Here is a 15,771-nt window from a genome sequence, read left to right as displayed (position 1 = left end):
GCAGACGCTCAGAATGACATCATTAAGTACATTCGTGCCATGAAGCATCGCGTCGTCGCGCTGGTCGGCCCGCCGCAGGAGATGTATCCGGTGACCTGCGCGTCCGCCGTGTTCGGCCACCACGGCCCCGACATCCCCCACTTCTACGACTTCCGGCTCTGCGCCGAGCGGCCGGGCCCGATCGCGACAACGATGGGCGTCGACATCGTCGTCAACGACGGACTGGAGGCCCTGGCCGAGGCCGACACGATCATCGTCGCGGGCTGGTGCCCCGGTCCGGACCTCTCCGCCGAGCTCGGTGACGCCGTCCTGGCCGCTCACGCCCGCGGCGCCCGGATCGTCGGCGTCTGCTCGGGCATCCACGTCCCGGCGAGCCTGGGCCTGCTGGACGGCCGCGAGGCCGCCGCCCACTGGGAGCTCACCGGCGAGCTGAGCCAGCGCTACCCGCGGGTTCGCGCCGACGCCACCGTGCTGTACGTCGATCACGGCGACGTCGCGACCGCGGGCGCCACGGCCACCACCGTCGACCTGTGCCTCAACCAGGTCAGGCGCGACCACGGCGCCGCCCTGGCGATGCGGATCGGCCGTCAGCTGTCGGCGGCCCCGCACCGGGAGGGCGGCCAGCGCCAGTACCCCGCGCTGCCGACGACGGGCCCGGTCCCCGACTCCCTCGCCCCGCTGCTCGACTGGATCACCGCCAACCTCGACCGCCCGTTGACGCTGGAGGACATGGCCAGCCGGTCGGGGATGTCGCCGCGCACCCTCAGCCGCCACTTCTCCGAACAGCTCGGGATCTCCCCGGGCCGCTGGGTCCTGGGCCGGCGCATCGCCAGCACCCGTGCCTTCCTCGAGGAGACCGACCTCCCGGTCGAGACGATCGCCCAGCGCGTCGGCCTCTCCTCCGCGGTGAACCTGCGCCGCCGCTTCCGCAACGCCCTCGACACCACCCCGGCCGCCTACCGTCGCGCTTTCCGCTGACCGTTCGCCCCGCTCCCGCGTCGCGGGCGGGAGCGGCCGTCCGGGGAGTGGATCGGGCCACCCGTGGGGGGGACGGGTGGCCCGATCGCGAGGCGGGGGCACGCCTCGCCTTTCGAGAGGTCTCGATGCGCGTCGAGTCCGGCGGCCCGCCCCCGTGGGCGGGGGCGGGCGCCTCGCTCATGCCGACGGCCCTCTCCGCCGGGAGGGCCCGGCGCCCCGGGGGGCGGGGCGCGCAAGGCAGGCGTCCCCATCGTCGACCGGCGGAGTGCTTACCGCAATATCTTTACCGCAGTGAATTGATTTGTTATGTTGCCCGGAACCCACGGTCAGCTGTAGATCACCGAGAGGAAGCGGACCAGCACCGCCTCGCGCCTGTCGGCGGGCAGCGCGTCCAGAACCGCGTTGACCACGGCCATCTCCGGCTGGCCCGCGCCACCGAGCTCGACGCCGAGGGCCGAGGCGAACGCGCCGAAGGCGGTGTCGTCCAGCGTGTCGAGGTCCAGCTCCGTGACGAGCTCGACCAGCCCCTGCGGCAGCTCGACGGGACCGCGCTCCCGCGCCGCGGCGGCCGACTCGGCGATCACCTCGATCATCGCCTCGACGCCCCGCAGGGTCACCCCGGTCACCGTGACGTGGATGTTGGCCGGAATGCCCGCGTAGGACAGCTGCGGTTGCAGGAACCAGCCCCGCCTCCTCGCCTCGTCCGACAGCGCGAACACGTCCACCTCGTCCGACCCGAAGGCCACCAGGGCCGAATCGGGATCGCCGAGCACCCGCAGCCCGGGGACCGCCGCGACGCCCTCACGGAGCCTGCGGGCCGCGGCGAGGGTGACGCGGCCGAGCTCGAGATAGCCCTCGCGGCCCAGGGCCTGGAGGGTGGCCCACGCGCCGCCCAGCGGGCCCGCCGACTTCGAGCTCTGCACGCCTGCGTTGACGACGGCGTAGCCGGGCCAGGAGGCCGAGGCGAAGTACGCCCTGCGCCGCAGCCCCGCGTCGGCGAACAGCACGACCGAGGCGCCCTTGGGGGCGTAGCCGAACTTGTGGAGGTCGCAGCTTATCGAGGTGACGCCGGGCACCGACAGGTCGAACGGCGGGACCGCCGCCCCCGCCTCGCGCAGCCACGGCAGCAGCCAGCCGCCCACGCAGGCGTCCACGTGGCACGGCACGCCGCGCGCCGAGGCGATCCCGGCGATCTCGGCGACCGGGTCGACCACTCCCTGCGGGTACGAGGGCGCGGAGGCGACGACCAGGATCGTGTCCTCGGTGAGCGCGGCCTCGACCGCGGACGGGACGGCGCGGAACGTCACCGGGTCGACCGGCACCGGGTCGATCACGACCCCCAGGTAGTGGGCGGCCTTGTGGAAGGCCGGGTGCGCGGTGACCGGGACCGCCATCCGCGGACGGCCCGCGGTCCTCCGCGAGTCCCTCGCGGCCTTCACCGCCAGCATGATCGACTCGGTGCCGCCGCTGGTGAAGATGCCGTGCCCGCCGCCGAGCAGCCCGGCGACCGCGCCGACCACCTGCCTCTCCATCTCCACGACACTGGGGAAGGCCGTCGGGTCGAGGGTGTTGACCTCGAGCATCTCGAAGTACGCGCGCGCCGCGGCCTCGTGCACCTCGGGGCGTCCGGTGTCGTAGACGTACGCGGTCACCCTGCCGCCGCGCAGCGGCAGGTCGTCCTTCTTGAGCAGGGTGATCTCGGCGAGCAGCTCGTCGACGCCGCGGCCCTGTTCGGGCAGGCTCATGGATCTCCTCAGGGGGTACGGCTCACGCGGGCACGGCCCGCGCGAGCCCATGGGGGCGGGGGAAGGAGGGACGGGCGGGAGGAGAAGAGGTCAGGGCGGGCTCCCCGGCAGTTCGAGGGTGCAGTGCACCATCTTGTGCATGTGGGCGCGGAAGCGGCGCAGGGTCTCGGGGTCCTCGGGGCCGCGGCGCTCGCCGTTCTCGTCGAGCACCCCGCCGCGGGAGAAGGCGTGGGTCGACCAGATCACCGTCCAGATCACGAACCTCATGTCGGGAGAGCCCGCGGTGATGGGGACGAGGGCGTCGGCGACGAACTGGACCAGCGGCTGGACGTACTGCGGTTCCAGCTCGGTGACGTCGCTGGCGTCGGACAGCCAGCGGTGCACCCACAGCGCGGGGACCTCGGGATTGCGGGCGCAGAAGTCGATGTAGTCGTCGACGAGGCGGTGCAGGGCGGCCGGGGCCTCCTCGGGCGGCGCCGCGCCGATCTCCGCGACCGACCTCTCCAGCCCGGCCGACTCGGCCAGGTGGGCACGCTCCATGACCGCGAGGTACAGCTCCCGCTTGTTGCCGAAGCTCTCGCTGACCATGGCGACGTCCAGCCCGGCGGCTTCGGCGATCTGGCTGATCGAGGTCCCGTCGTATCCCAGGCCGGCGAAAAGCCGGGTCGCGACCCGCAGGATCAGCTCCCGCTCGCCGCCGTCAGCGGAAGTCATGGAAGCGACGCTAGATCGGACGACATGCCTCAGCCAATCACATGATGGATAAGCCTCAGTCAAGATAGTGGAAGGCGCACGACAGCCCGCAAACCAGGCGAGGCGTCCTCCAGGTGCACCGCGCCGCCGTGGGCGTTGACCGTCTCCCTGACGATCGCCAGGCCGAGACCCGCGCCGCCCTCGTCGCGGCTGCGCGCGCTGTCAAGACGCGTGAAGCGGTCGAAGACGCGCTCCCTGTCGGCCTCGGGGATGCCGGGCCCGTCGTCGGTGACGGTCAGCACCGCGTCCGCGCCCTCGGCGCGCAGCTCGACGACCACCCGGGTCGTCGTGTGACGCAGCGCGTTGTCCACGAGGTTGACCAGCACCCGCCCCAGGTCGAGCGCGTCTCCTGTCACCACGATCGGCCCGTTCCCCGGCTGCCCCGTCCCCGTCCCCGTTCCTGCCCCTGCCTCTGTCCCGGGCTCCGGCTCCGTGCGGCGTTCCGCCGAGCGGCCCGCGATCCGCACCGCGACGGCCTCGCCGTACCGCTCGGCGGTCTGGGGGATCAACTGGTCCAGCTCGACGGGCTCCCTGCGCCCTGGCACGCCGCCGCGCTCGTCGAGGCGGGCCAGGGCCAGCAGGTCCTCGGCCAGCCTGGCCAGGCGCATGGTGTCCTCGAGCACGCCCTCGGCGGTCTCCCTCCACTCCTGCCCCTCGGGATGGCCGAGCGCCACCTCCAGCTGGAGCCGGATGCTGGCCAACGGGCTGCGCAGCTCGTGCGCCGCGTCGGAGACCAGGGCCCGCTGGCGCGCGTCGGCCCTCTCCAGGCGGGCCAGCATGTCGTTGAGCGTGGTGGCGAGACTGTGCACCTCGTCGCGCGCCTCGGGCACCGGCAGACGCCGGGAACGGGCGGTGTCGGTGATCTCGTCCGCTCCCCGGCGCAGCGCGGCGATGGGACGCAACGTCCTGCCGACGATCACCCAACTGGCCCCCGCGAGCAGCACCAGCAGCAGCGGCGTGCCGACGACCAGCACGTGACCGGCGGTGCGGATGCTGGTCTCCACCTCGCCGAAGGGGCGGGCGGCGATCACCGTCTGTCCCCGGTCGGCGCTGAGCACCCGCACCCGCAGCACGTGCGGGATCCCGTACGGCTCGCCGTTGACGAACCTGGCGGAGCCCCTGGCGACCGCCGTGGCCCGTTCCCCGGCGTCCAGCAGCGGGACCAGCCTGTCGGTGCCCGTGGTGGCGTGGGTGATCCGCCCCGCGCCGTCGATCACCTGCAGCAGCGTGCCGTCCGGCGTGGTCATCTCGTCGGGCAGCCGTCCCGCGTCGGCCAGCGAGACCGTGTCCCGCGCCCGCTGGTAGATCGCGTCGTCGATGGTGGTGAGCAGCGCCTGGCCGAGCACGCCGATCATCACGTAGGCCGCGACGAACAGGGCGAGCGCGAACACGGCGGAGGCCACCGCGCTCAGCCGGAAGCGCAGGCTCTTGCGCCGCCACCAGCCGACGGTGCGGCGCGTCCTTCCGCCGGGCGGATCAGCCGCCATCGCCCGCCAGCCGATATCCGGCTCCCCGTACGGTCTGCAGCGCGTTCCTCGAGAACGGCACGTCGATCTTGCGGCGCAGGTAGCCCACGTAGACCTCGACCACGTTGGGATCGGTGTCGAAGGTGTCCCACACGTGTTCCAGGATCTCGGACTTGGAGACCACCTCGTCATGGCGGCGCATCAGGTACTCCAGGAGCGCGAACTCCCTGGGCGTCAGCTCGACGGGCCGCTGGCCCCTGGCGACCCGCCGCCGCGCGGGGTCCAGCGACAGGTCCCCGGCCAGCAGCACGGCGGGACGCCGGTTCGCGCCGCGCCGCAGCAGCGCCCTGAGCCTGGCCACGAGCACGACGTAGGAGAACGGCTTGGTCAGGTAGTCGTCGGCGCCCAGGTCGAGCCCGTCGGCCATGTCGTACTCGCCGTCCTTGGCCGACAGCATCAGGATCGGCACCCAGTTCTCCTCGGCCCGCAACTGCTTGCAGACGTTGTAGCCGGAGATCCTGGGCAGCATGATGTCCAGCACGACCACGTCGTAGTCGCCGTGCCTGGCCAGGTGCAGGCCCTCCTCGCCGTCGTGCGCGAGATCGACCGCGAACCCCTCGGCCTGCAGCCCGCGCTGCAGCGCCGCGGCCATCCGCCGCTCGTCCTCCACGACGAGAACCCGCATTCCCCACCGCCTTCACCGACTCGCCCCATCTTCGGGCAGCGGTCCTGAGAGGCCGCTGAGAACCCTGTGAGCCCTCTCAGTCTGTCTCAGCTTCGGCACAGGAGCCGTCACGCAAGCTGCGGATGACAGCGATTGACGCAATACCGTGAGGGAGTGACATGTCAGAGCGAACCAGACGGGGCCGCGCGATGAGGTGGGGCGTGCCGGTCGCCGCGATCGCGGTGGTCGCGGGGGCCCTCGGCGCGGGCCCGGTCATCGCCGCGGTGCAGGGCGAACCGGCGTTGCCCGAGCGCACCGCCGAGCAGCTGCTCGCGGACGCGACCAAGGCCACCAGGGCGGACGTGAAACCCATGTCGGGCACCGTCATCCAGACCGCCTCCCTCGGCCTTCCCGGGCTGCCCGAGGTCGCGGGCATGGGCGGCACCTCTCCCGCCGCGCTGCTCGCGGGCTCCCACGAGCTCAAGGTCTGGTACGGCGGCGAGGGCCGGGTCAGGCTCGCCCTTCCGGGACGGATGAGCGAGACCGACCTGATCGCCAACGGGAACCAGGTCTGGCTGTGGGAGAGCGACGCCAACAAGGCCACCCGGATCAAGGGCGCGGACGCCCGGCAGGGGGCAGGCCCTGAGAAGGCACTGCCGACGGCCGCCACCCCGCAGCTGACCGCGGCGGAGGTGCTGCGGCGGGCACAGGCCGACACCGTGGTCGAGGTGACCAACACCGAGAGGGTCGCCGACCGGCCCGCCTACCAGCTCGTCCTGAAGCCGAAGGACGGCGCCTCCCTGATCAGGGAGGTCAAGCTGGCGCTCGACGGGGAGACCTTCGTCCCGCTGCGGGTCCAGGTCTACGCCAGGAGCGCGGCCGAGCCGGCCTTCGAGATCGGCTTCACCTCGGTCACCTTCACCCCGCCCGCCGCGGAGAACTTCACCTTCACCCCGCCCGCGGGCGCGAAGGTCGAGGAGCGGACCTTCGGCGCGCGCGACCAGGAGAGCGGAGCCGAGCACGACAGGGCGGAGGGGCTGAGGGAGACGATCAAGACCGTCGGCGAGGGCTGGACCTCGGTCGCGGTGCTGCCGTTCTCGGAGAAGGACCTCAAGGCCGGACTCTCGCAGGGCCGGGGCGGCGGGCAGAGCGACGGCCAGGGCAGCGGACAGGGCGGCGGACAGGGTGACGGCCGGGGCGGGCAGGACGCGAACGCCATCGTCGACGCCCTGCTGAAGTCCGCCAAGCCGGTCAGCGGGGCGTGGGGCAACGGCAGGGTCGTCCAGACCAAGCTGGTGTCCGCGCTGCTGACCGACGACGGCCGCCTGCTGGTCGGCGCCGTCACCCCGGAGAAGCTGGCAGAGGCGGCCGGGCGGAGATGAGCGAGACGCCGGGAGACGCGCGACTCCTGGCGGACGGCCGTGGGGAGCGCGTCCGCGCGCCCCACGGCCCCGGGGCTCGACGAGAGCCGGGGGACGCCGTGCGCGGCGTCCTCGCCTCGGGAGACGCCCCCGTCCCAGGAACACCGACACTGGCAGGAGAGCCGTGCTGACCGTCCAGGAGGCGACCGTGCCCTCCACACCCCCCACGTCCTCCGCGGAGGACTGCTCGATCGTCACCCGAGGCCTGACCAAGCGGTTCAGGGGCGGCCAGGTGGCCGTGGACGGCCTCGACCTGGCCGTGCCCAGAGGCGCGGTCTTCGGCTTCCTCGGCCCGAACGGGTCAGGCAAGACCACGACCATCCGCATGCTGCTCGGCCTGGCCGCCCCGTCCTCGGGGAGCTGGGAGCTGCTGGGCGTCTCCATGCCGAGAGGGCTGCCCGCCGTGCTGTCCCGGGTCGGAGCGCTGGTCGAGGGGCCCTCCTTCTACCCCTACCTGTCGGGCGAGGCCAACCTGCGCCGCTACGACGCGGCCGACCCCGCCGCCGACCCCCGCACGGCCACGGCCAGGATCGGGCTCGCCCTCGACAGGGTGGGACTGACCGCCGCCGCCCGCAAGCGCTACCGCGCCTACTCCCTGGGCATGCGCCAGCGGCTGGCGATCGCCGCCGCCCTGCTCGGCCCCAGGGAACTGCTGGTCCTCGACGAGCCGACCAACGGCCTGGACCCGCAGGGCACCCGTGAGGTGCGCGCCCTGGTCAAGGAGATCGCCGACGAGGGGACGACCGTGTTCGTCTCCTCCCACCTGCTGGCCGAGATCGAGCAGATGTGCTCCCACGTCGCGGTCATGCGGGCGGGGCGGCTGGTCGCGCAGGGGCCCATCGCCGAGCTCAGGGCGGGGGAGACGGTCAGGATCAGAGTGGAGACGCCGGACACCGCGGAGGCGGCGGCCGTGCTGGCGGCCCTGGGACTGAGGGGAGTCAGGTCCGGCGACGGCGAGGCGGGCGCGGAACTGGGCGAGGAGGCTCCCGAGCGGGTCTGCGCGGCGCTGGTCGCCGGAGGAGTCGCGGTACGGGGCCTGGCCGTGCAGCGGCCGAGCCTCGAGGACGTGTTCGTCGGCCTGACCGGGGAGGGTTTCGATGTCGACGGTTAGCGGGAGAGAGGTCGCGGTCTCCGGCGCGGGATCGGCCGCGGAACGGCGCCCGGAGGCGGCGAGGGGCGGCGGATCGGCCCCGGGGGCGCGGGCCGTGAGCGCCCCGGCGGCGCTGCTGAGGCTGCTCGGCTCCGAGATCGGGCTGACCTTCCGCCGTCCCAGGAACATCGCGATGCTCGCCGTGCTCGCCGTGGTCCCAGTGCTGATCGGCGTCGCGCTGCGGGCCTTCGGCGGGCCCGACGACAACGACGGCGGCGGCCCCGCCATCTTCACCCAGGTCACCGGGAACGGGCTTTTCCTCACCTTCGCCGCGCTCTCGGTCCTGGTGCAGCTCATGCTGCCGGTCGCGGTCGCGGTCGTCGCGGGGGACTCCGTCGCGGGGGAGGCGGGCATCGGCACGCTGCGCTACCTGCTGGTCGCCCCGGCGGGCCGGACCAGGCTGCTGGCCGTCAAGTACGCCAACGCGGCCGTCTTCTGCCTGGCGGCCGTCACCGTGGTCGCGCTGTCCGCGCTGCTCGCCGGGCTGCTGCTGTTCCCCGCGGGGCCGATCACCCTGCTGTCGGGCGGGACGATCCCCCTGTTCGACGGCCTGCTGAGGATCGGGCTCGTCGTCCTGTACGTCGCGGCGGGCATGGCCGCCCTGGCCGCCGTCGCCCTGGCGCTCTCGACGCTGACCGAGGTGGCCGTCGGGGCCATCGCCTCGACCGTGGTCCTGGTCATCGTCACCCAGGTGCTCGGCGTCATCCCGCAGCTCTCCGGGCTTCAGCCGTACCTGCTGACCCACTGGTGGAGCGGCTTCGACGGGGTGCTGCGCGATCCGATCGCGACCGGGGACATGGGGCAGGGGCTGCTGGTGTTCGCCGCCTACGCCGTGGTCTTCGGGTCGATCGCGTGGGCCCGCTTCACCGGCAAGGACGTCACCAGCTGACCTCAGGGCGCGCGCCGGCGAGGTCGGCGAAGTGCCAGGCGGCCAGCTGGGTCAGCGCCGGGCCGTACAGGCTCACCAAGGTCGAACGCGACCGGCGCTACGTGCTGGAGCGCGTCGACTCCTTCGGCCCCGCGACGCCGTCGGTGAAGGAGGGCGTCCTCCGCGTCTTCCCCGACGTCAACACCGAGGTCCTCGCGCTGCGGAGTGACGACAGGTCACCTCGGCGCCCCGCTCTCGCGGGGCCGTCACGGGTGAGACGACGGCGGGGCCCCGCGGAAAGGTCTCCGCGGGGCCCCGCCGTCCGGTCTCCCGACGTCCTCCGGGACGCTCTTCGCGCGCTTCCTCAGGAGGCGCGGCCGCCACGGCGCAGCCCCAGCAGGCCGACCACGACGCCGACGATCCCGGCCAGCAGGCCCGCGCCGCCGAGCAGGCGGGCGGTGCCGTCGGAGGAGGCCGCCTGTCCGGCGGCGACCGGCGCGACCGAAGGGGCCGCCTCGGTCGCGGGCGCGGCCGAGGCGCTCTGCGCCGCGGAGGGGCTCGCCGAGGCGGCTCCGTGCCCGTCGCCCTCCGCCGAGGCGGGCGTGAGCTTCAGGACCGGCGCCGGGCGCTCGGCCTCCGAGCCGTCGGCCTTCGGCTCGTCGGCCCACTTGACGACCTCGCCGCCGGTGTAGGTCTGGGTGGTCGGGAACAGCAGCTGGTCGGTGTCCTTCGGCAGCATTCCCATCGACACCTCGAACTCCTGGAACTGACCGGGGTCGATCTTCCCTCCCGACCAGGTGATCTTCGTGACGGCCTCGGTGATCTCGCCGTACTCGGTGGTGACCGGCTTGGGCAGCTTGCTCTCGACCACCTTGACATCCCAGCCCGGAACCGGCTTGACCGAGACGAAAGCCAGCGGGTGGTCGACGGGCAGGGACACCTCGATCTTGTTGGTCGAGGCGTCGTCACGCTCGTTCGGGACCCGGAAGGCGACCTTGGTGAAGCCGCCCTGCTCGGCGCTGCCGGGGTTGACGGTCACGTGGGCGAGGGCGGGCAGGGCCAGACCGAGGGTGAGCGCGGTGACACCGGCGGTCACGGCCACGGCGCGGCGGCACGCTGAGGAAAGGGACATGGGGATTCTCCACTTCGAGACTTGGTTCCTGCGGTGAGGGGACTCAGCACGCGGGAAGTGGAGGACCGCGTCTGCTGACGGTGTGACGGAGCGGACCCCGGGCCGGGGCGGGGGCGACGGCGGGCAGGACGGCGCGCCGGGGAGTGGGGACCGCGGGAAGCGGGAGCGGGAGGAGCGTCGCACCCAGCCGCCGCCCCGCCGCGCGGAGCAGCGCCCACAGGACCGCCTCGCCCCGGGCCAGCCACCAGCCGGTGATCAGCGTGGCGGTGAGGTGCGCGACCAGCATGCCGAGGTTCTCGCCCAGCCCCCCTCCGTGGGCGTGCACGGCCAGGGAGATCCCCGAAGGGTCGTCGAAGGCGAACAGCTCGTGCAGGAACAGCTGCATGGCCGACAGGAAGACGCTGATCGTCGTGGTCGACCGCTCGCGTCCCGCCAGCGCCGCCGTCGCCGCCGTGACCACGACGCCGCCCGCGACCACCGCCGACGGCTCAGGCCCGGAACCGCCCGCGGCCAGGTGGCCGAGTGCGGCGAGCGTCACGCAGACGGCGGAGAAGGCCGCCGTGCGCGTGAGGCGTAACGGGAGGCGGGCACGCATGATGCCCCATATGGTCTCACGCCCGCGCAACCCCCGCCGTTCCGGGTTTCGCCGTCCTCCGGCCTCCGGCGCCGACGCGACGCGCGGCCGGGGGCGGGACGCGCGGGACCGCCCGGCCGCCTGCCCCTGGTCGCCGCGAACGTCCTGATCAAGGAGGTGGGCGGGGTTCCGCCGGGCCGTCCCCGGACGTTCGCCCGCCGTCCCCGGGCATACCGGACCACCTCTTTACACACCCGTGAATCTAACTGTACGTTGTTGCTCGATCACCCTACGCATTCAAGGGATAGAGGTGAGCCATGTCCGACAAAGACAACGAACGCCATCCCGACCCCCGGGTGGCGTTCGTGGACGCCGCGGGAGCCAACACCGGCGAGGCCGACGCGCGTGTCGGAACCGCCGACCGGATCGCCGTCGCAGCCAGCGCAGACCACCATCTGCCCCCTCTGGCGGACGAGCAGCTCGACGCCCGGCCGTTGGCCCAGCGCTTCGCGGAACCGGAGGAGTAGACCATGCAGCTGCACTTCCGCAACCGCTACACCTCCAAGGTGTGGGTCGCGATCATGTTCTACAGCCCGGACGGCTGTCGCGACTACGGCCAGTGGGGCACCCGTGGCTGGTGGGCCATCGACCCCGGTGGCGAGGCCTACGTCATCAACACCAACAACCGCTACGCCGCGTTCTACGCCGAGGCCGCCAACGGCGCGGTCTGGACCGGTCCATACGGTCCGTTCTACGTCTACCAGAACGCCTTCGACTCCTGCCTTAACATCGGCAGCACCGCCGCCAGACGGGTCGGCGCCCGTCTGATCGACCTGAACGGTTACTCCCGCTACTACGTCAACCTCGTCGCCTGACGCGGGAAACCCCTCCAGCCTCATGCGCCCGAGCGCTCCGATCGTCGTGAGCGCGCGAACCGGGCGCCGCCCGCGGTAGCGGGCGTTCACGAACCCGGCGTTCATCGGCCGGGCCTTCCGCGAACCCGGCATCTGCGAACCGGGCGCTCGCGGACCGCAGACGCCCGCCCGTGAGACGGTGACCGGCCTGATCCGTGATCAGGCCGGTCACTGCCGTTTTCACGCGCTTCCCAGGGGTTTTCACGCGCTCCCCAGGGGCCGGGGGCGGTTGGCGAGAGCGGGGGAGGGGCTGCCGGAGAGCGGGGGAGGGAGTGGAGGCCGGACGGGCGGCCTGTTCCAGGTCGGGGGCGTGATCGCTGTTCGAGGTCAGGGGCGTGGCTCGTGGAGGAAGATGACGCGTTCGTCGCGGGTCAGGGCGCGCGTCGTGCGTTTCGCGGCCAGTGCGAGCAGGTCGGGGACCGGGCCGCAGACCTCGCAGGCCCAGATCCTGATCGTGCCGTCGCCGTGCGCGGTGACCAGGCGGCCGTCGGGATGGTAGGCGACGGCCTCGACGGAGGTGCCGAGGCCGCGGAACACGACCGCCTCCGTGGCGCCCGTGGTCGGCCAGACGCGCACGGTGCCGTCGGTGCCCGCGCTGGCCAGGAGCCGCTCGTCGGGGGAGAACGCCAGACTCCAGGCCGCGCCCTGATGACCCCGCAGGACGGTCGGCGTGCCGTGGCCCCGGGCGTCCCAGAGCCGGACGGTGCCGTCGCTTCCCGAGCTGGCGATCCGGCGGCCGTCCCGGCTGAACACGGCCGTCCAGACAGGACCTTCGTGCCCGGTGAGAACCAGCGGCTCGGTCCGGCCCGACAGGTCCCAGACGCGGATGGTGCCGTCCCGGGACGCGCTGGCCAGCCTGCGCCCATCCGGGCTGAACGACAGTGACTTCACCAGGTCGCGGTGGCCGGGCAGGACACGGGACATGCCGGTGCCGTCGGCGTTCCACAGGCGGACCGTCCGGTCGCTGCCCGCCCCCGCCACGATCCGCCCGTCGGGGGAGAACGCCGCGTTCATCATCGGCTCCGAACCACCGCGCAGGACGACGGGCGCGCCGCCGCGGCTCCAGTCCCACACTCGCACCGTGCCGTCCCGGGTCGCGGCGGCCACCCGCGTCCCCTGGCGGCTGGCGGCCAGTCCCATGACGTCGCTGGGGGCGCGCAGCACGACGGGCGCGCCGCGGCCGTCGACGTTCCAGATCCGCACCGTGCTGTCGCCGCCGGACACCACCTGCCGCCCGCCCGCGGCGACCTCGGCGGCCCAGACGCCCGGCGGGTGCCCAGGGAGCATCACGGGACGGCCGGGTCTGGCGGGGTCCCACGCGCGGACGGTGCCGTCGTCGCCGGCGCTGACCAGCAGGGGGCCGCCGGGGTCCGACACCGTGGCCCACACGGCCCCGTCGTGACCGCGCAGGGTGAGCGGATGGACGGCGCTCGCCGCGTCCCACACCTGGATCGCGCCGTCCTCTCCGGCGGTGACGGTCCGCCCGTCCGGCGCGAACGTCACGTTCAGCACGCCACCGTCGTGACCGCGCAGCACCAGGGGGTCGCCGGGGCGGCCCAGGGTCCAGATCCGCGCGGTGCCGTCGGCGCCGGCGCCGGCCAGGCGGGTGCCGTCCCCGCTGTAGGCGAGGAAGTTCACCGAGCCGGTGTGGCCGCGCAGAATCACGGGCCCGCCCCGGCCGTCCGCGTCCGTGACCCGGACGGTGCGGGCGCTTCCGCCCGTGGCCAGGCGCCGCCCGTCGGGGCTGAACGCGACGGCGAGCAGGGGGCCGTCGTGTCCGCGCACGACCGTGGGGGAGGCGGGGGCGTCCACCGTCCAGATCCGCACGGCCCCGTCGTCGCCCACGGCGGCCAGGCGGTGTCCGTCGGGGCTGAAGGCGACGCCGCGGACGCTGCCGCGGCCTCCGCTCAGCACGACGGGGGCCGCCGTGTCGTGGTCAGGGGTCCACAGCCGTATCGTCCCGTCATGGCCGGCGCTGGCCAGGTGCCGCCCGTCGGGGCTGAAGGCCAGGGCCAGCACCCACCCTCGGTGACCGGGCAGGGTGCGGACCTGGGGGCTGGCCGCGGGAGCGGTCCGGTTCCAGGCCCAGAGCCGTACGGCTCCGTCCGCGCCGCCGCTGGCCAGGCGGCGTCCGTCGGGGCTGAACGCGAGGCTGTACACGGGCCCGGCGTGCCCGGCGGGCAGCGTGGCGCGCACCCGCGACTCCAGGGTCGCCTGGCGGAGCATGGTCTCGGTCTGGGCGTTCGCGGTGATCTCGTACGCCTGTCCGGCCAGCAGGAGCGCGACCTCGGGGTCGAGGGAGAGCTGTTCCCTCGCGTTGGCGACGAGCTGCCGCGAGAACGCCAGGTCCCGTTCGGACGAGGCCCGCTCCGCCTGCCACAGCGCGACGACCGCGAGCGCGCTGACCAGTGTCAGCACCAGGCCGACCCCGGTCAGCGCCAGCCGCAGGCGTCTGCGTCTCGCGGCCGCCTCGCGGTCGCACGCGGCGAGACTGAGGTCGAGGAACTCCTGTTCCCGTGAGGTCAGCCCGGTCCGCGGCCCAGCCGTCGCGGCCCACTCCCGGGTCGCCTCCAGCCGCACTCCCCGGTACAGGGCCCCCGGGTCGCGGCCGAGGCGTTCCCAGATCGCCGCGGCTTGGCTGAGCTGCCGTTGCAGGCGGATCCCGTCCCGGTCCTCCTCCAGCCACACGCGCAGCCGGGGCCACGCCCTGATCAGCGCCTCGTGGGTGATCTCGACGCTGCTCTCGCCCACGGTCAGCAGGCGGGCCGTGGCCAGGTGGTCCAGGATCTCGGCCGTGGCCTGGTCGTCGCCGAACTCCGCGATCCGGACGCGGCGCCGGGTCGCCACGCCGTCCTCGTCCACGTCGGTCAGCCGCAGCAGCGCACGCCTGGCGAGGTTCCGCTGGGTCTCGTCCAGCCGCGCGTAGACCTCCTCGGCGCTCTGCGCGACGGCGCCGCCCATTCCGCCTGCCGCCTGGTATCCGGCCAGGGTGACGGCGTTGCCGCGGCGCCGTTCCCACGCCTGCGACATGGCGTGCGACATCAGCGGCAGCGCGCCCGGCCTGCCCGTGGCCTCGGCGACCACCGTGGAGACCAGCGCGCTCTCCACCATCAGCCCCGCCCGTTCGGCGGGGCGGGTGACGGCCTCGCGCAGCTCGGCCGCGGTCATCGGGCCGACCAGGAAGTGGGCGTCGCGCAGGGCGACCACCAGGCCGGGGTGCTCGGCGCAGCGGGCGTAGAAGTCGGCCCGCACGCCGATCACCACGCGGGCGCCGTGCTCCTCCTCGGCGGCGGCGAGCAGTCCCGACACGAAGGCGTCGCGTTCGTCCGCCGACTCGCACAGCGTGAACACCTCTTCGAACTGGTCCACCACGATGAGCAGTTCGTGCCCGGGGGGACGGGCCGCCAGCGCCTGCCGCACCGCGAGGCCGGTCCTGACGGGGTCCTGGCCGAAGTCGGTCAGGAGCTGTCCCGCGGGCACTCCGGCGGGCAGGGACAGATGGAGCGCGAGTTCGGCCAGCGGCCTGGGACCGGGCGTCAACAGGATCGCCGACCGGTCGGGGCCGGTGACGGCGGGGATCACCCCGGCCCTGATGAGCGAGGACTTGCCGCAGCCCGAAGGCCCGAACACCGCGAGGAAGCGGCGCTCGTCCACGTGCTCGGCGAGCTCCTTGACCAGCCGGGCGCGCCCGTGGAACCAGGCGGCGTCCTGCGGTTCGTAGGCGGCCAGCCCCCGGTAGGGGCGGACGTCGTCGCGCGCGGGCGCGTCGTCGGAGGGGGCCGCGCCGGAGGCGAGTTCCGTGGAGACGGCCGTCCAGCGCGCCTGCCAGTCGGTGAGGTCTCCGCCGCAGGCCTTCACGTACGCGAGGGTCACCGCGAGGCTGGGGAAGCGTCTGCCGCCCGCGGCCTCCGACAGGGTGCTGGGGGAGAAGTGGGCTCTGCGAGCCAGCTCCCGGTAGCTCGGGCGCCCGTTCTTCTCCCGCAGCAGCCTGAGGTCGGCGGCGAATCGGGCAAGGCTTCCGTCACCGGGGTCCAGTGCTCGTTCTGGCCGTGGAATTCCGGTTACCCGCCCATCTTCCGACAGTCCCGATTATTCGCCGACGATTT

Annotated in this window: 13 protein-coding genes; 6 read left to right on the top strand and 7 right to left on the bottom strand. The window is 73.5% G+C overall.

The annotated features are described in order from the left end of the window. Positions 1–39 precede the first annotated feature (39 nt). Positions 40–978, top strand: a complete 939-nt coding sequence (locus PKF00_RS10380; protein WP_271217207.1) for a GlxA family transcriptional regulator — start codon at positions 40–42, stop codon at positions 976–978. A gap of 326 nt (positions 979–1,304) precedes the next feature. Here PKF00_RS10380 and PKF00_RS10375 read toward each other — a convergent pair whose 3' ends face one another. The 4 genes from PKF00_RS10375 to PKF00_RS10360 all read right to left on the bottom strand — a co-directional run bounded on the left by PKF00_RS10375 (position 1,305) and on the right by PKF00_RS10360 (position 5,627). Continuing rightward, positions 1,305–2,723 (bottom strand): pyridoxal phosphate-dependent decarboxylase family protein, encoded by a 1,419-nt coding sequence (locus PKF00_RS10375; RefSeq protein ID WP_271217206.1) that lies wholly within the window; start codon positions 2,721–2,723, stop codon positions 1,305–1,307. 90 nt (positions 2,724–2,813) lie between these two features. Further along, positions 2,814–3,437 (bottom strand): TetR/AcrR family transcriptional regulator, encoded by a 624-nt coding sequence (locus PKF00_RS10370; RefSeq protein WP_271217205.1) that lies wholly within the window; start codon positions 3,435–3,437, stop codon positions 2,814–2,816. Between the two features lie 59 nt (positions 3,438–3,496). Further along, a complete protein-coding gene (locus PKF00_RS10365) occupies positions 3,497–4,963 on the bottom strand; it encodes a sensor histidine kinase (protein ID WP_271217204.1) in 1,467 nt (488 codons plus the stop codon). After that, a complete protein-coding gene (locus PKF00_RS10360; protein WP_271217203.1) occupies positions 4,953–5,627 on the bottom strand; it encodes a response regulator transcription factor in 675 nt (224 codons plus the stop codon). Before PKF00_RS10360 ends, PKF00_RS10365 begins: the two co-directional genes overlap by 11 nt. Before the next feature lie 158 nt (positions 5,628–5,785). On the opposite strand from PKF00_RS10360, the gene PKF00_RS10355 reads away from it, so the two are divergent. The 3 genes from PKF00_RS10355 to PKF00_RS10345 all read left to right on the top strand — a co-directional run bounded on the left by PKF00_RS10355 (position 5,786) and on the right by PKF00_RS10345 (position 9,066). Then, positions 5,786–6,988, top strand: coding sequence for a LolA family protein (locus tag PKF00_RS10355; RefSeq protein ID WP_271217202.1), 1,203 nt, complete (start codon positions 5,786–5,788; stop codon positions 6,986–6,988). 163 nt (positions 6,989–7,151) lie between these two features. Beyond that, entirely contained in the window at positions 7,152–8,138 is a 987-nt protein-coding gene (locus PKF00_RS10350; RefSeq protein ID WP_271217201.1) for an ABC transporter ATP-binding protein, read from the top strand. Next, the gene (locus tag PKF00_RS10345) at positions 8,125–9,066 is read left to right on the top strand and encodes a DUF2705 family protein (protein ID WP_271217200.1); all 942 of its coding nucleotides are present in this window, start codon (positions 8,125–8,127) and stop codon (positions 9,064–9,066) included. Before PKF00_RS10350 ends, PKF00_RS10345 begins: the two co-directional genes overlap by 14 nt. Before the next feature lie 343 nt (positions 9,067–9,409). Here PKF00_RS10345 and PKF00_RS10340 read toward each other — a convergent pair whose 3' ends face one another. Next, a complete protein-coding gene (locus PKF00_RS10340) occupies positions 9,410–10,177 on the bottom strand; it encodes a YcnI family copper-binding membrane protein (RefSeq protein WP_271217199.1) in 768 nt (255 codons plus the stop codon). 43 nt (positions 10,178–10,220) lie between these two features. Then, on the bottom strand, positions 10,221–10,772 hold the full coding sequence (locus tag PKF00_RS10335; RefSeq protein ID WP_271217198.1) for an MFS transporter: 552 nt from the start codon (positions 10,770–10,772) through the stop codon (positions 10,221–10,223). Positions 10,773–11,068: 296 nt separating this feature from the next. Here PKF00_RS10335 and PKF00_RS10330 point away from each other — a divergent pair, with 296 nt between their 5' ends. Together PKF00_RS10330 and PKF00_RS10325 are read left to right on the top strand one after the other, a co-directional pair. Further along, positions 11,069–11,278: a hypothetical protein gene (locus PKF00_RS10330; RefSeq protein ID WP_271217197.1), complete on the top strand. Its 210-nt coding sequence runs from the start codon at positions 11,069–11,071 to the stop codon at positions 11,276–11,278. A gap of 3 nt (positions 11,279–11,281) precedes the next feature. Beyond that, the gene (locus PKF00_RS10325) at positions 11,282–11,626 is read left to right on the top strand and encodes a DUF1036 domain-containing protein (RefSeq protein WP_271217196.1); all 345 of its coding nucleotides are present in this window, start codon (positions 11,282–11,284) and stop codon (positions 11,624–11,626) included. 366 nt (positions 11,627–11,992) lie between these two features. On the opposite strand, the gene PKF00_RS10320 is transcribed toward PKF00_RS10325, so the two are convergent. Further along, positions 11,993–15,538, bottom strand: coding sequence for an nSTAND1 domain-containing NTPase (locus tag PKF00_RS10320; protein ID WP_271217195.1), 3,546 nt, complete (start codon positions 15,536–15,538; stop codon positions 11,993–11,995). Between the last annotated feature and the right edge of the window lie 233 nt (positions 15,539–15,771).

Source organism: Streptosporangium carneum (assembly GCF_027922005.1).
GTDB classification, from domain to species: domain Bacteria; phylum Actinomycetota; class Actinomycetes; order Streptosporangiales; family Streptosporangiaceae; genus Streptosporangium; species Streptosporangium carneum.
The sequence above is the reverse complement of the archived record's forward strand: the minus strand, read 5'-3'. Positions and strand labels throughout refer to the sequence as shown.

Excerpts from the sequence above, each read along its gene's own strand:
- PKF00_RS10380 (WP_271217207.1), top strand. The coding sequence starts at position 40 with ATGAAGCATCGCGTCGTCGCGCTGGTCGGCCCGCCGCAGGAGATGTAT.
- PKF00_RS10375 (WP_271217206.1), bottom strand. The coding sequence starts at position 2,723 with ATGAGCCTGCCCGAACAGGGCCGCGGCGTCGACGAGCTGCTCGCCGAG.
- PKF00_RS10370 (WP_271217205.1), bottom strand. The coding sequence starts at position 3,437 with ATGACTTCCGCTGACGGCGGCGAGCGGGAGCTGATCCTGCGGGTCGCG.
- PKF00_RS10365 (WP_271217204.1), bottom strand. The coding sequence starts at position 4,963 with ATGGCGGCTGATCCGCCCGGCGGAAGGACGCGCCGCACCGTCGGCTGG.
- PKF00_RS10360 (WP_271217203.1), bottom strand. The coding sequence starts at position 5,627 with ATGCGGGTTCTCGTCGTGGAGGACGAGCGGCGGATGGCCGCGGCGCTG.
- PKF00_RS10355 (WP_271217202.1), top strand. The coding sequence starts at position 5,786 with ATGTCAGAGCGAACCAGACGGGGCCGCGCGATGAGGTGGGGCGTGCCG.
- PKF00_RS10345 (WP_271217200.1), top strand. The coding sequence starts at position 8,125 with ATGTCGACGGTTAGCGGGAGAGAGGTCGCGGTCTCCGGCGCGGGATCG.
- PKF00_RS10340 (WP_271217199.1), bottom strand. The coding sequence starts at position 10,177 with ATGTCCCTTTCCTCAGCGTGCCGCCGCGCCGTGGCCGTGACCGCCGGT.
- PKF00_RS10335 (WP_271217198.1), bottom strand. The coding sequence starts at position 10,772 with ATGCGTGCCCGCCTCCCGTTACGCCTCACGCGCACGGCGGCCTTCTCC.
- PKF00_RS10330 (WP_271217197.1), top strand. The coding sequence starts at position 11,069 with ATGTCCGACAAAGACAACGAACGCCATCCCGACCCCCGGGTGGCGTTC.
- PKF00_RS10325 (WP_271217196.1), top strand. The coding sequence starts at position 11,282 with ATGCAGCTGCACTTCCGCAACCGCTACACCTCCAAGGTGTGGGTCGCG.